The organism is Streptomyces sp. NBC_00019, assembly GCF_045041015.1.
Classification (GTDB): Bacteria; Actinomycetota; Actinomycetes; order Streptomycetales; family Streptomycetaceae; genus Streptomyces.
In genome coordinates, this window is sequence record NZ_CP108302.1 from 1,541,615 (window position 1) to 1,554,506 (window position 12,892).

Consider the following 12,892-nt stretch of genomic DNA (forward strand, 5'->3'; position numbering starts at 1 on the left):
CGCATATGTCGGTGCGGGCTCAAGGATCTCCGCTGAGGCCGCGCCGTACACCTCTCGTCACGGAATCTCCCCGTTCTGTGTGACGGTCGGGGCGGAGGATAAGGCCGAAGTGACATGCGCGCGTCGTGACGGTCGGTGGCGCGACCGGTACCGTGCCGTGCGAGGATGGGGCGTCCATGCACCTGGAACGGGGAAAATGTCCTCGTCGGAGCAGGTGCACGGGGCGTGTCGGACGGGTTGAGGCGAAAGGACCGGAGCGTACGTGAGCGAGAATCAGAACCTCCTCGCGGAGCAGCGGCGCGCCCTCATCCTGGACGAGGTCCGGCGTCGCGGCGGCGTCCGGGTCAACGAGCTGACCCGCAAGCTCGGCGTGTCGGACATGACCGTGCGTCGTGATCTCGACGCGCTCGCCCGGCAGGGCGTCCTGGAGAAGGTGCACGGCGGCGCGGTCCCGGTGGTCGAGGCGAGCACGCACGAGCCGGGTTTCGAGGCCAAGTCGGGCCTGGAGCTGACCGCCAAGGAGGACATCGCGCGAGCGGCGGCCGAACTGGTCGCCCCGGGCTCCGCGATCGCCCTCTCGGGCGGCACGACGACATACGCGCTCGCCCACCATCTGCTCGACGTGCCGGACCTCACGGTCGTCACCAACTCGGTGCGGGTGGCCGACGTCTTCCACGCCGCGCAGCGCACCACGGGCCCCCGCCAGGGTGCGGCCACGGTCGTGCTGACCGGTGGTGTGCGTACGCCGTCCGACTCACTGGTGGGCCCGGTGGCCGACCAGGCGATCGCGGCGCTCCACTTCGACGTGCTGTTCCTCGGGGTCCACGGGATATCGGTCGAGGCCGGTCTGTCCACACCGAACCTCGCCGAGGCGGAGACCAACCGCCGTCTGGTGCAGTCGGCGAGGCGTGTCGTGGTGGTCGCCGACCACACCAAGTGGGGCACGGTGGGCCTGAGTTCGTTCGCGGCGCTGGAGCAGGTCGACACGCTGGTCACGGACGCGGGGCTGCCGGAGGCGGCGCGCGAGGAGGTCGGCGAGCATCTGCGGCGGCTGGTGGTGGCCGGTGAGCCCGGTGGGGCTACAGACAGCTGACTGAGCGTCAGTTAGGGTGTCACCCCTCTGTCGTCACCTGGGGGTGTGACCGTGGCTCACCAACTGCGCACCGTGGGGCTCGACTTCATCGAGGTCGCTCCCGTGCGCATGGTCTTCGCCCGGGAGATGTCCGCCGGCCCGGAGGCCGTCTACCGGGCCCTCGCCGATGATGTGCCGGGCTGGGCGGAGTGGTTCTCGGCGGTCACCCACGCCCGGCCGACCGGCGACGGCTCGACGCGCGAGATCCGTCTCAGGGGTGGCGGACGCTTCCAGGAGACGATCATCGCGGCGAAGGAACCCGAGGTGTACGCCTACCGCGTCGACGTGGCGAACACCCCCGGCATCCACGCCTTCGCCGAGGAGTGGCGGCTCACCCCCTCGGGAACGGGCACTCTGGTGCGCTGGACCTTCGCCCTGGACGGCACGGCCCCGATCCGCTTCACGGCGAAGCTCGGACGTGCCGGGCTGGGGCGGGCGTTCCGGCGCGCGGTCACCGCACTGGACCGGCGTATCGCTGCCTAGCAGGGCCAGACGCCCGTCTCGAGCAGCGACTCGATCGCCGCCGCGTACGGCTGGATGTCCAGACCCTGTTCGGCCAGCCACGCGTCCGAGTAGTACTTGTCGAGGTACCGGTCCCCGGGGTCGCACAGCAGCGTCACCACGCTGCCCCGCCGTCCCTCGGCCACCATCTCGGCGACGATCTTCAGCGCGCTCCACAGACCGGTGCCGGTCGAGCCGCCCGCCTTGCGGCCGATGGCCTGTTCCAGCGCCCGTACGGCGGCGACGCTGGCGGCGTCGGGGACCTTCATCATCCGGTCGACGGCGCCGGGCACGAAGCTCGGCTCCATGCGCGGCCGGCCGATGCCCTCGATGCGGGAGCCGCAGTCGCAGGTGACGTCCGGATCGCCGGTGGTCCAGCCCTCGAAGAAACAGGAGTTCTCCGGGTCGGCGACACAGATGCGGGTGTCGCGCTGGGTGTAGTGGACGTAACGGGCGATGGTCGCCGAGGTGCCGCCGGTGCCGGCCGTGGCAACGATCCACGCGGGTTCCGGGAACCGCTCCAACTCCAGCTGTCGGAAGATGGATTCGGCGATGTTGTTGTTGCCGCGCCAGTCCGTGGCCCGTTCCGCGTAGGTGAACTGGTCCATGTAGTGGCCGCCGGTGTCCACCGCGAGCCGGGCCGATTCCTCGTACATCCTGCGCGAGTCGTCCACGAAGTGGCACTGGCCGCCGTGGAACTCGATGAGGCGGATCTTCTCGGCGCTGGTCGTGCGCGGCATGACGGCGATGAAGGGCACGCCGATCAGTCCGGCGAAGTACGCCTCGGAGACGGCCGTCGAGCCGCTGGACGCCTCGATCACCGGGCGGCCGGGCCGGATCCAGCCATTGCACAGACCGTAGAGGAACAGGGAGCGGGCGAGACGGTGCTTGAGGCTGCCGGTCGGGTGGGTCGACTCGTCCTTGAGATACAGGTCGATGCCCCACTTCTCCGGCAGCGGGAAGCGCAGGAGGTGCGTGTCGGCCGAGCGGTTGGCATCGGCCTGGACCTTGCGTACGGCCTCTTTCAGCCAGGCACGGTAGGCGGCGTCGCTGTGGTCGACGTCGAGGGTGGCGCCGGTCCGGATCTGCTGGGGGGTGCTCACGGCGGGGCTCCTTAGGCTTCGCGCCGACGGCGGATCGCGCTGTCGACGCATCGATCATATGCACCTTCCGCACGCTTCTCACCTGCATAAACACACCTTTGAGCACCCCAAAGGCCACCCTGGGGGCCGGGCTCCGCAAGGCCATGGGGGCGCATTCGGACGAGTGCTCCGGGCTCCCGTACCGGGGGTCGCATGCGCACTGGTGCTCGACGCCGGGTGCGGGCAGACTGCTCCGAACGGGGCGCGCCGGTCCCGGACGGGGGCGCACACTGGATCACGTAACGAGCCGGATCATGGGCCGGCACACCGAGAACGCACTAGGGGGCGGGGAGCATGGCGGAGCCGGAGTTCACGGCCACGGGCGTGCGGATCGGGAAGCGGCTGCGTTCGCTCACCCGGGCCGGACAGGTCCGGATCAGCGACGGCAGGCTGGAGTTGCTCACCAGCTACGGCAGCGAGATCGACAGCGCACCGGTGCAGGCGGTGCGGGCGTCCAAGCCCTGGTTCGCGGCCGACGACCGGGCACTCGCCGACCTCAACGGCAAGCGGTATCTGCTGACCCTCGGCGATCACGACCCAGCGCCGGGCGAGCCGGGTCCACCCGCGGCACGCCGGTTCATCGAGGCCGTACGGAGGGCCGCGGGACGTAACGGGTGAGGCACCGCGAGTTGCGGGACCCCACCCCCTGAGTCACGCTGTTCTCACGTCACTCTGGGTTTACCGGCGATAACGCTGCGAACCAGCCCGCCGGGCATGGCAGCAGGCAGCCGTTTCACCAGGCGCCTTGCTGGATCGATCCGAACTCCGTGTTCTTCCGGACCTCTTCAGTCGGGGAGTCGCAGCCGTGATCAGTCACCCAAGCAGGCACTGCACGGTGGAGCTCCAAGCCCTGCCGTCGCGGATCGGCCAGGTCCGCAGAATCGTCTCTGCGCAGTTGCGCTACTGGCATCTCGACCCCCTCATAGACCGGGCGGCGCTCGGTGTGACGGAGCTCTTGACCAACGTCCACCGGCACGCCCAGCCCGACAAGATGTGCACCGTGGAGATCGAGGTGGTCCTCGACCGACTCATGGTCTCGGTGTACGACCACGACCCGCGTCTGCCGGTCGTGGAGGACATGCCCGACGACCTCCTGGAAGCCGACACGCTCGCCACCCGCGGGCGAGGTCTCGCCATGGTGGCCGCCGTCAGCGAGAGCTGGGGCGTGCGGCCGGACGGGGAGGCGGGCAAGGTCGTGTGGTTCGCGCTTTCCGCGCCGGCTGCCGTGAAGGCCGGGGCGGCACGTCCGCCGCGGCGTGTCGCGGAGAAGACACCTCGGGTGTTCGCCGAGGTCGACGCCCTCAGGACCGAACATGCTCCCGCCCGGTCGGCCGTTGTCGGCTGACCGGGCGGTGACATCCTGCAGCAGCCCCCGTCTCACTCGGTGGCGATCGCCCGCAGTACGTCCAGGCGTGCCGCGCGACGGGCCGGGCGCAGGCCCGCCAAGGCGCCCGCCGCCAGGCCCACCAGGGCCACGATCGCGAGTTGCAGCGGCGGCATCGCGAAGGCGAAGTCGCTGTCGCTCGCGCCGTCGGAGGCCTTGACCAGGACCCAGCCGAGGAACCCGCCGAGCGCCAGGCCCCCGACCGTGCCGAACGCGGCCACCAGGACCGACTCCCAGCGGACCATGGCCCGCAGCTGGGAGCGGGTCTGGCCGACCGCCCGCAGCAGGCCCAGTTCCCGGGTGCGTTCGTGGATCGCCAGGGTCAGGGTGTTGGCGATGCCGAGGAGTGCGATGAGGACCGCCAGGGCCAGCAGGGCGTAGACCAGGGTGAGCATCATGTCGATGCCACCCGCCGAGGACTGCGCGTACTCGTCCCGGGTCTGCACCTCGGGGTTGCCGTAGCTCTCGGCCACCTTCTCCACCGCGGCCTTGCCGGTGTCCGTGCTCACGCCGTCCTTGAAGGACACGGCGACGAGGGTGTCGGAGTCCTGGGTGCGGTGCGGTTCCCAGGCCGCGCGGGTGATGACGTACTCCCCCGCGAGTTCGGACCGGCCGTAGACGGCACGGACCGTGAAGGTCTCCTTCTTGCCGTCGGTGAACGTCAGCCGGGTCGTGTCGCCGGTCTTCAGTCCCTGCTTGTCGGCCTCGCTCTCGGTGATGGCGATGCCGTCCGTGCCGAGACCGCTCAGGGACCCCTTGACCGTGCCCAGGTCGAAGGTGCGCTCCAGCGCCAGCGGGTCGGTGACGGTCAACGCCCTGCCCTTGCCGTCGACTTCGGCGACTCCGCGGCCGAGTCCGACGGCCGTGTCCACCTCGGGCAGCTTGTCGACGGCGTCGGCCAGACGAGGGCTCAGGCCGCTGCCGCCCGCGCCGAACGCCGGAGTGCTCACCGCGATGTCACCCGCGAAGGAGCGGGAGACGGTCTGGTCCATGGTCGCCTTCAGGGACGCGGCGAACACGGTGAACAGGGAGACGACCGCGACACCGATCATCAGGGCGCTGGCGGTGGCGGCCGTGCGCTTGGGGCTGCGCAGGGCGTTGCGGCGGGCGAGGCCCCCCGTGACTCCGCGCAGCCGGTCGAGGGGGCCTCCGAGGGCGCGTACCGCTGTGGTGGAGGCGACCGGGCCGAGGACCACGAACGAGGCCAGGGCCAGGACGGCACCGGTGCCCGCGAGCCACAGGGACGGGGAGACGAGGACGCCGCTGATCGTCACGCCGAGGGCGAGCGCGACGAGGCCCATACCGGTGACGGCGCGGACGCGGGAGGCGCCCGAGGCGTCGACGGCGGTTTCACGCAGTGCCGCCATGGGGGCGGTGCGGCCCGCCCGTACGGCGGGCAGGAGCGCGGAGCCGAGGCAGACCACGATGCCGACCGCGAGCGGCAGCAGCATGGACAGTGCACTGACCACCAAGTCACCCTCGGGGAACGGGAATCCGATCGCCGGGAACAGGACCTGGAGACCCGCGGCGATGCCTATGCCACCCGCCAGACCCGCGAGCGAGGCCGTCACCGCGACCGCGGTCGCCTCCACCAGGGTCGACACGGTGACCTGGCGGCGGGAGGCGCCCAGGGCTCGCAACAGAGCGTTCTCGCGGGTGCGTTGGGCGACGACGATCGCGAAGGTGTTGTGGATGGAGAAGGTCGCCACCAGCAGGGCGACGCCGGAGAAGACGAGGAGGAAGAGGGTGAAGATGGTCAGGAACTGGCTGGAGATCATCTCGGTGTTCTCCTCGGCCGACTTCTGACCGGTGATCGCCTCGACTCCCTTGGGCAGTACGGGAGTCAGCCGGTCGACGAGCTCCTGCTGGCTGACGCCGGGACCGGCGCGCACCTGGATGGTGGCCGCCTCGCCGGGCCGTGCGGTGAGGTACTTCTCGGCGTCGGCCTGCGTCATGCCGGCGAACGTCACCTGGGCCATGCCGTCCTCGCCGCCGAAGGTCGCCAGGCCGACGATCGTCACCTCGACCGGGTCCGGCGTTCGCAGAGTCGTCGTGTCGCCGATCTTCAGGTCGCCGCGCTCGGCGGTGCCCCGGTCGATGACGACCTCGCCCGACTTGGCGGGGGCGCGGCCCTCGGCGAGCTGGTAGGCGTTGAGCTCGGGGTCGGCGATCCAGTTGCCCGCGAGGGTGGGCGGACCCTGGCCGCCGATGGGGTCGCCGTTCGCGCCGACCAGTTGGCCCGCGCCCTGGATGCTGGGGGCGGCGGCCGCCACGCCGGGGACCTGCTCGACGGTCTTCACCAGGTCGGTGGCGACCGGCTGGCGCACGCCCTCGCTCTCGCCCGGTGTGGTGATGGCGTCGGCGCTGCGGACCACGGCGTCCGTGCCGCTGGTCGCCCTGCCGAACATCGTGTCGAAGCTGGCGCGCAGGGTGTCGCCCATGACGAGCGTGCCGGCCAGGAAGGCGACGCCGAGGAACACCGCGAGGAAGGTTCCGGCGAAGCGGCGCTTGTGGGCGCGCAGAGAGGACACGCTCAGGCGGACGGAGGCGTTCATGACGGCCCTCCGAGGGATGAGGTGGTGTCGAAGGCCTTCATGCGGTCCAGGACCTTGTCGGCGGTCGGTGCGGTCATACGGTCGACCAGGCGCCCGTCCGCGAGGAAGACGACCTCGTCGGCGTGGGCGGCGGCCACCGGGTCGTGAGTGACCATGACGACCGTGCGGGACGTCTGGCGTACGGCACGGCCGAGGAGGCCGAGGACCTCGCCGCCGGAGCGGGAGTCCAGGTTGCCGGTCGGTTCGTCGGCGAAGACGACGTCCGGCCGGCCGGCGAACGCCCTTGCCACGGCGACGCGTTGCTGCTGACCGCCGGAGAGTTCGGAGGGGCGGTGGTGGAGGCGGTCGCGCAGGCCGACGACGTCGACGAGTGCGTCGATCCACTCGCGGTCGCCCTTGCCGCCCGCGAGGTCGAGGGGGAGCGTGATGTTCTCCTCGACGGTCAGGGTGGGCACCAGGTTGAACGCCTGGAACACGAAGCCCACACGCTCGCGGCGCAGCAGGGTCAGGCGGCGGTCGTCGAGGGAGCCCAGTTCGGTGTCGCCGATGTGGGCGGTGCCCGAGGTGAGCGTGTCGAGACCGGCCGCGCAGTGCATCAGGGTGGACTTGCCGGAGCCCGAGGGCCCCATGATCGCGGTGAAGCGGCCGACCGGGAAGTCGACGCTCACCCCGTCCAGGGCCCTCACGCCGGTGTCGCCGGTGCCGTAGACCTTCACGGCGTCGACCACCCGGGCGGCCGACCGGACGGCGGTCGTGGTCGTCATGCCGCACCGCCCTTGCCCGTGCGGCCGAACTGCTCGTCCAGGACGGACAGCCGGCGCCAGTACTCGTCCTCGTCGATCTCGCCGGAGGCGAAGCGGCGGCCGAGCATGGCGATGGGCGAGTCGCCGGACGGACCGGTGTCGGCCGTCGCGCGCCACGGGCCACGGCGGCCGCGCAGGCCGGTGCGGCGCAGGACGGTGACGGCGCCGACCACGACGGCCGCCCAGATCAGCGGGAAGAGAAGGATCCACGGGCCGGGCCCGCCGTCCCAGTGCGCCAGGGTCTGCATCTCGGGTCATCTCCCTAGTGGTGGGTTCGGGTGATGTCTCGAGACTGGCCCCGGGGAGGGGTGCGGGTCGTCGTACGGCCAGCGGCAGTGCGGGTACCTCCCAGGGAGTACGAAGGGCCGTTCCGGCTGCTCCGTGAGGGCTCGACTTCTGTAACTACTAGTATGTACAGTGCGAGTATGAGCACCCCGGAGCGTCTGATCGAGTCCACCCGAGAGCTGCTGTGGGAGCGCGGTTACGTGGGCACCAGCCCCAAGGCCATCCTGGAGCGTTCGGGCGCCGGGCAGGGCAGCATGTACCACCACTTCAAGGGCAAGCCCGACCTCGCGCTGGCCGCGATCCGGCGCACGGCCGCGGAGTTGCGGGCTACCGCCGAGGGAGTACTCGGCGGCCCCGGAACGCCGTACGAGCGCATCGAGGCGTACCTGCTGCGCGAGCGTGATGTGCTGCGCGGCTGTCCGGTCGGACGGCTGACGATGGATCCGGACGTCATCGCGAGCGACGAGCTGCGCGAGCCGGTGGACGAGACCCTCGACTGGCTGCGTGAACGGATCGCCGGGATCGTCGAGGAGGGCAAGGAACAGGGGCAGTTCGCGGCTTCGCTCGACGGCGAGGCGATCGCGGCGACCGTCGTCGCCACCGTGCAGGGCGGCTATGTCCTCGCCCGCGCCTCGGGCTCCCCCACCGCCTTCGACGCGGGCGTCCGGGGACTGCTCTCCCTTCTCTCACCACGGCATTAGGAGTTCAGGCACGTGCACATCACGAGGAAGCGTCCCGACACGTGGCAGGGTCCGGCGGAGAACTTCACCGGCACGGTGTGGCTGGACGAGATCGCCGCGCCCGAACCCCCTTCACGGCTGCGGATGTTCAACGTCCACTTCGCCCCTGGTGCGCACACTGCCTGGCACCGTCATCCGCACGGACAGGTCCTGCATGTCCTGAAGGGCGAGGGGCTGGTGCAGCGGGAGGGCGGCGAGGTCGAGCCGATCCGGGCGGGCGACACCGTGTGGATCGAGCCGGGCGAACGGCACTGGCACGGCGCCGGACCGCGCACCTTCATGACCCACCTCGCGGTCGTGGAGGCCACCGAGGACGGCACGACCACGCACTGGGAAGCGCACGTCGACACCGCGGAGTACCCCGCCTGAGGAGGCACGCGATGCATGCCATGCAGTACGAACTCACCCTGCCCGCCGACTACGACATGGGCGTGATCCGCGGTCGTGTGGCCCGTGTCGGGCATCTGCTCGACGCGTGGGAGGGCCTCGGACTGAAGGCGTACCTGATGCGTGAGCGCGGGGTGCACGGCTCGCCGGTGAACCAGTACGCGCCGTTCTACCTCTGGGACACCGTGGCGGGCATGAACTCCTTCCTGTGGGGAGGTGCCTTCCAGGGGCTGAGCGATGACTTCGGGCGGCCGTCGGTCCGGCAGTGGACGGGGCTGGCCCACGAGGAGGGCGGCGCCGCCGGTTCGCCGGCACGGGTCGCCGTACGGAGGCGGCAACCGGTGCCGGACGGGGTGGAGTTGGCGGAGGTCATGGGGGACGCGGTGCGTGAGGCGGGGCGGCTGGCGGCACAGGACGGGGCGGTGCTGGCGGCGGCCGTCGTGGACTCCAGCCGTTGGGAGTTGCTCCATTTCTCGCTCTGGACCCATGACACGCCCAAGGCCGACGGCGATGTGTTCCAGGTGCTGCACCTGTCGGCGCCGGGGCTCGCCGGGCTGGAGCGGGGACGCCAGTGGTGAGCGCGGTCCGTACGGTTGTCGGGGATGTGGGACCGGAACGGCTGGGTGTGTGCGACGCGCACGACCATCTGTTCTTCGGCAGCCCTCAGTTGCCCGGGCAGGAGTTGCGGGACGTGTCCGCGGCCCGCGCGGAGTTGGCGGCGTTCCGCGCCCAGGGCGGACACAGCGTGGTGCAGTGGACGCCGTACGGGCTGGGGAGACGGGCCGCCGATCTGCCGCCGCTGTCCCGGGAGACGGGGGTGCTGGTGGTGGCCGCGACCGGGCTGCACCAGGCCGTCCACTACGACGACCGGACCCTGAGGGAACTGCGCGGCAGGCTCGCCGAGGTCTTCGTCGCCGAACTGACCGACGGGATCGGCACGTCGGGGGTCCGCGCCGGACTCATCAAGGTCGCCGGCGGTTTCCACGCCCTCGACGCACACGCCCGCTGGACGATGACCGCGGCGGCCGAGGCGCACCACGCGACCGGTGCGCCGATCGCGGTCCACCTGGAGCTGGGCACCGGCGCGCTCGACGCACTGGACCTGCTGTGCGGCGAGTTGGGCGTGGCGCCGTACCGGGTGGTCCTGGGCCATCTGAACCGCTCCCCCGACCTCGTGGTGCACCGGCAGGCCGCGGCGTCCGGCTGTTACCTGGCCTTCGACGGACCCTCACGTGCGAACCACGCCACGGACTGGCGGATGCCGGACGCCGTACGGGCCCTGTCCGAGGCGGGCCACGGCGATCGGCTCCTCCTGGGCGGCGACACGACGACCGCGGCGGCACGTTCGGTCAACGGCGGTCCCGGGATGCCGTATCTGCTGCGTCGGGTGCGGCCGCGGTTGGCGGCGGAACTGGGCGCTGAACTGGTCGAACGCATCATGGGCGAGAATCCTGGGCGGGCCCTCGGCGTCGAGTGGCACTGACCGGAAGAGAAAGCGGGAGTACGGATGGCACTGGAGATGCGCGTGAGATGCGAACGCTGTGAGACGGCCGAACTGCCGCCGGACGCCCCGGCCCGGATCTGCTCGTACGAGTGCACCTTCTGTGTGCCCTGCACCGAGGCGATGCGGGGCATCTGCCCCAACTGCGGCGGCGAACTGGTCCCCCGGCCGCGTCGCGTCTGAAAGGACAACCACGGACATGCCGTTCGTCCGCATCGACACCCTGGGCACCGACCCCGGCCGGCTCGACGCCCTGGGCCGTGCCGTGCACGAGGCGATGGTGGAGACGATCGGCATCCCCCCCCGGACGACCGGTTCCAGGTACTGACCGGCCATGACGGCGTGAACGGCACACTCCGCCGCAGCACGAGCCCGGGGAGTAGGGCCTGTGCGGCGGATCAGGTGGCCGTCGCGGGCTTCCAGTCCCGGGCGAGGAGCCCGAGCAACACCTCGTCCATGAACTCGCCCATCACCCAGGCCGAGGAGCGCAGCACGCCCTCGCGGACGAAGCCGTTGCGCTCGGCCGAGCGCAGCATCGCGGCGTTGTCCGACAGCGTCTCGATCTGGAGCCGCTGCAGACCTCGCACGATGAAGCCGTAGTGGCACAGCACCGCGACCACGTCGGTGCCGTAGCCCTTGCCGCGAGCGGACGGCCGCAGGCCGAGGCCGATGTGCGCGAACCGGTTGTGGTTGTCGATGCCCCACAGTGTCGCGGTGCCGACCAGGGTGCCGCCGTCCAGCTCCACCACGGAGAACGGGACGTGCCCTTCCTCCTTGTCGTCCACCACTAGCCGCGAGTCCTTCGAGCCCGGCGTGATCGGCCGCCACGGCCGGCCTTCGGCCCGCGCGGAGTTGGCCACGTCGTCGTAGAGCTCGGTCCGCAGGATCGGGATGTCGTCCTCGTGGCGGGCCCTGAGCCCGACCTTGGCGCCTTTGAGCATGCAGGCTTCCTATCCGACCGGGATCACCGGCGGCAAACCATTTCTTCCTACGCCACCGAGATGTCCACCGACGGCCTCAGTTTGGCCGCCGCGGCCAGGGCTTCGTGCACCGGGTGGGCGTCGAAGGCGGCCAACAGGGCGGTGTCCGCGGGGAGTCCGGCGGCCGGGAAGGCGATCTGCTCGTAGGCGCTCTGGAAGCGCGGGCCCCAGCGGCGGGCTCCGAGGCGGGCCGTGCGGGAGCAGTTGTCGACCATGTGGGCGACGTCGCGGGCGTGCATGTAGGGCAGGAGCGAGTCCACGGCCTCGATGACGGACTCGTTGACGATCTCGGACCAGGGGTGGCCGCGATCGGCGAACTCGTCGATCTGGGCCGTCATGGTGGCGACGAAGACCCCGGCGGTGAACGGGTCCACGGGCAGGTCGCGTTCGGCCCGGCGGGCGTGCGCCCGGTCGCTCACCGACCACATCGGCGAGCCCCCGATCCGGCTCATCTCGCGGGCACCGAGCCGCCGTTCGGCCAGGATCACACTGCGCAGCTCCGTGCCGTCGGCGACCTCGTCGTAGATCTCCGCGACGATCTCGCGGGCGGGGCCGTACGTCGCCGTGTATGCGCGGTCGAACACGTCACGGGCGGCTGCGTCGAGGTTCTCGCGGACCGCCCGCAGACCGGCTCGGGAGATGGTGCGGGCGATCGGGCCGGTCACGTTCTCGCAGGAGCGTTCGTACGCCGTCACCTCGTCGTCCCCGGCGAGGCGGCAGCGCGTGAACAGGCTCTCGACGATGCCGTGGACGGCGCCCAGCAGGATGGCGCGTTCGCCGACGATGTCGGAGAGGTACTCGCCGGCGAGCGTGGTGCGGAAGGTGTACGGCGAGCCGAGCGCCACCGACCAGCCCAGCGCGAGGTCGACGGCCCGGCCGTCGGGGTCGGCGTGGACCGCGTAACTGCTGTTGATCCCGGCGCCGTTGATCTCGGCGCCCTGCTGGTAGAGCCGCCGCACCGAGTCGCCCATGCCCTTGGGGCACACCGCGATCACCGCGTGTCCCGGCGGGAAGTCGCCGCCGGTCTCGCGGAGGTGGCCGAGCAGGAAGCCGTGCGAGAGGCCGATGGCGGCGCCCGGCTTGAGGGCCGCGAAGATCTCCTGGTGGTGGGCGGCGAGTGCGGCGTCCGCGATCAGCAGGATCACCAGGTCGCTGTCGGCGGTGACGGTGAGCCAGTCACCGAGGGTGCCGTCCTCCTCGGTGAAGCCGAGGGCGCGGACGTCGGCGGCCGAGCGCGAGCCGGGGCGCAGTCCGACGGCCACCCGGATGTCCGTGCCGGCGAGCGAGTCGCGCAGGTTCAGTGCCTGGGCGCGGCCCTGCGGGCCCCAGCCGATGACACCGATGCGGCGGACCCCGGCGAAGGCCTGCGGAAGCAGCGGGAAGAGGTGCCGGCCGCCGCGCAGGATGGTCTCGGTGCCGCCGGGCACGTCCATCGTCTCGAGGGAGAAGACACGGGAGCTGTACGTGGTCGAGGTCATGGTC

The 12,892-nt window shown here is 71.2% G+C and carries 15 protein-coding genes and 1 pseudogene; 10 read left to right on the forward strand and 6 right to left on the reverse strand.

What is annotated here, in order from left to right; genetic code table 11:
* The first annotated feature begins 262 nt into the window (after positions 1–262).
* Both OHU89_RS07545 and OHU89_RS07550 read left to right on the forward strand, forming a co-directional pair.
* Positions 263–1,093 carry a DeoR/GlpR family DNA-binding transcription regulator gene (locus tag OHU89_RS07545; protein WP_405641054.1) on the forward strand — a complete coding sequence of 277 codons (831 nt, stop codon included), beginning with the start codon at positions 263–265 and terminating at the stop codon, positions 1,091–1,093.
* A 51-nt stretch (positions 1,094–1,144) separates the two neighbouring features.
* On the forward strand, positions 1,145–1,615 hold the full coding sequence (locus OHU89_RS07550; protein ID WP_405641056.1) for an SRPBCC family protein: 471 nt from the start codon (positions 1,145–1,147) through the stop codon (positions 1,613–1,615).
* Here the strand turns inward: OHU89_RS07550 and OHU89_RS07555 are convergent.
* Positions 1,612–2,736, reverse strand: a complete 1,125-nt coding sequence (locus OHU89_RS07555; protein ID WP_405641058.1) for a PLP-dependent cysteine synthase family protein — start codon at positions 2,734–2,736, stop codon at positions 1,612–1,614. The genes OHU89_RS07550 and OHU89_RS07555 overlap by 4 nt on opposite strands.
* A 333-nt stretch (positions 2,737–3,069) precedes the next feature.
* Between OHU89_RS07555 and OHU89_RS07560 the strand changes: the two genes are divergently transcribed.
* Together OHU89_RS07560 and OHU89_RS07565 are read left to right on the forward strand one after the other, a co-directional pair.
* The gene (locus OHU89_RS07560; protein ID WP_046258139.1) at positions 3,070–3,393 is read left to right on the forward strand and encodes a hypothetical protein; all 324 of its coding nucleotides are present in this window, start codon (positions 3,070–3,072) and stop codon (positions 3,391–3,393) included.
* Positions 3,394–3,580: 187 nt separating this feature from the next.
* Positions 3,581–4,120: an ATP-binding protein gene (locus tag OHU89_RS07565; protein ID WP_405641060.1), complete on the forward strand. Its 540-nt coding sequence runs from the start codon at positions 3,581–3,583 to the stop codon at positions 4,118–4,120.
* Positions 4,121–4,152: 32 nt separating this feature from the next.
* Here the strand turns inward: OHU89_RS07565 and OHU89_RS07570 are convergent, their stop codons facing one another.
* Genes OHU89_RS07570 through OHU89_RS07580 form a run of 3 tightly spaced genes read right to left on the reverse strand, consistent with a single transcriptional unit; the run spans position 4,153 to position 7,765 of the window.
* The gene (locus tag OHU89_RS07570; RefSeq protein ID WP_405641062.1) at positions 4,153–6,714 is read right to left on the reverse strand and encodes an ABC transporter permease; all 2,562 of its coding nucleotides are present in this window, start codon (positions 6,712–6,714) and stop codon (positions 4,153–4,155) included.
* On the reverse strand, positions 6,711–7,478 hold the full coding sequence (locus OHU89_RS07575; protein WP_405641064.1) for an ABC transporter ATP-binding protein: 768 nt from the start codon (positions 7,476–7,478) through the stop codon (positions 6,711–6,713). The genes OHU89_RS07570 and OHU89_RS07575 overlap by 4 nt, the downstream gene beginning before the upstream one ends.
* Positions 7,475–7,765 carry an SHOCT domain-containing protein gene (locus OHU89_RS07580; protein WP_405641066.1) on the reverse strand — a complete coding sequence of 97 codons (291 nt, stop codon included), beginning with the start codon at positions 7,763–7,765 and terminating at the stop codon, positions 7,475–7,477. Before OHU89_RS07580 ends, OHU89_RS07575 begins: the two co-directional genes overlap by 4 nt.
* 177 nt (positions 7,766–7,942) lie before the next feature.
* Here OHU89_RS07580 and OHU89_RS07585 point away from each other — a divergent pair, with 177 nt between their 5' ends.
* From OHU89_RS07585 to OHU89_RS07610, 6 genes and pseudogenes are all read left to right on the forward strand, one after another.
* Positions 7,943–8,503 (forward strand): TetR/AcrR family transcriptional regulator, encoded by a 561-nt coding sequence (locus tag OHU89_RS07585; RefSeq protein ID WP_405641068.1) that lies wholly within the window; start codon positions 7,943–7,945, stop codon positions 8,501–8,503.
* 12 nt (positions 8,504–8,515) lie between these two features.
* Positions 8,516–8,911 (forward strand): cupin domain-containing protein, encoded by a 396-nt coding sequence (locus OHU89_RS07590; protein ID WP_405641070.1) that lies wholly within the window; start codon positions 8,516–8,518, stop codon positions 8,909–8,911.
* A gap of 11 nt (positions 8,912–8,922) precedes the next feature.
* Entirely contained in the window at positions 8,923–9,507 is a 585-nt protein-coding gene (locus OHU89_RS07595) for a DUF4865 family protein (protein ID WP_405641072.1), read from the forward strand.
* Positions 9,504–10,412, forward strand: coding sequence for a phosphotriesterase (locus tag OHU89_RS07600; protein ID WP_405641073.1), 909 nt, complete (start codon positions 9,504–9,506; stop codon positions 10,410–10,412). The genes OHU89_RS07595 and OHU89_RS07600 overlap by 4 nt, the downstream gene beginning before the upstream one ends.
* A gap of 24 nt (positions 10,413–10,436) precedes the next feature.
* Positions 10,437–10,613, forward strand: a complete 177-nt coding sequence (locus OHU89_RS07605; RefSeq protein WP_405641075.1) for a DUF1272 domain-containing protein — start codon at positions 10,437–10,439, stop codon at positions 10,611–10,613.
* A 16-nt stretch (positions 10,614–10,629) separates the two neighbouring features.
* Positions 10,630–10,808, forward strand: a pseudogene (locus OHU89_RS07610) (tautomerase family protein); the annotation flags it as partial.
* 20 nt (positions 10,809–10,828) lie between these two features.
* Here the strand turns inward: OHU89_RS07610 and OHU89_RS07615 are convergent.
* Together OHU89_RS07615 and OHU89_RS07620 are read right to left on the reverse strand one after the other, a co-directional pair.
* A complete protein-coding gene (locus OHU89_RS07615; protein WP_405641077.1) occupies positions 10,829–11,371 on the reverse strand; it encodes a GNAT family N-acetyltransferase in 543 nt (180 codons plus the stop codon).
* A gap of 47 nt (positions 11,372–11,418) precedes the next feature.
* Entirely contained in the window at positions 11,419–12,888 is a 1,470-nt protein-coding gene (locus tag OHU89_RS07620; RefSeq protein ID WP_405641079.1) for a ketol-acid reductoisomerase, read from the reverse strand.
* Between the last annotated feature and the right edge of the window lie 4 nt (positions 12,889–12,892).

Excerpts from the sequence above, each read along its gene's own strand:
- OHU89_RS07560 (WP_046258139.1), top strand. The coding sequence starts at position 3,070 with ATGGCGGAGCCGGAGTTCACGGCCACGGGCGTGCGGATCGGGAAGCGG.
- OHU89_RS07570 (WP_405641062.1), bottom strand. The coding sequence starts at position 6,714 with ATGAACGCCTCCGTCCGCCTGAGCGTGTCCTCTCTGCGCGCCCACAAG.
- OHU89_RS07575 (WP_405641064.1), bottom strand. The coding sequence starts at position 7,478 with ATGACGACCACGACCGCCGTCCGGTCGGCCGCCCGGGTGGTCGACGCC.
- OHU89_RS07580 (WP_405641066.1), bottom strand. The coding sequence starts at position 7,765 with ATGCAGACCCTGGCGCACTGGGACGGCGGGCCCGGCCCGTGGATCCTT.
- OHU89_RS07585 (WP_405641068.1), top strand. The coding sequence starts at position 7,943 with ATGAGCACCCCGGAGCGTCTGATCGAGTCCACCCGAGAGCTGCTGTGG.
- OHU89_RS07595 (WP_405641072.1), top strand. The coding sequence starts at position 8,923 with ATGCATGCCATGCAGTACGAACTCACCCTGCCCGCCGACTACGACATG.
- OHU89_RS07605 (WP_405641075.1), top strand. The coding sequence starts at position 10,437 with ATGGCACTGGAGATGCGCGTGAGATGCGAACGCTGTGAGACGGCCGAA.
- OHU89_RS07615 (WP_405641077.1), bottom strand. The coding sequence starts at position 11,371 with ATGCTCAAAGGCGCCAAGGTCGGGCTCAGGGCCCGCCACGAGGACGAC.
- OHU89_RS07620 (WP_405641079.1), bottom strand. The coding sequence starts at position 12,888 with ATGACCTCGACCACGTACAGCTCCCGTGTCTTCTCCCTCGAGACGATG.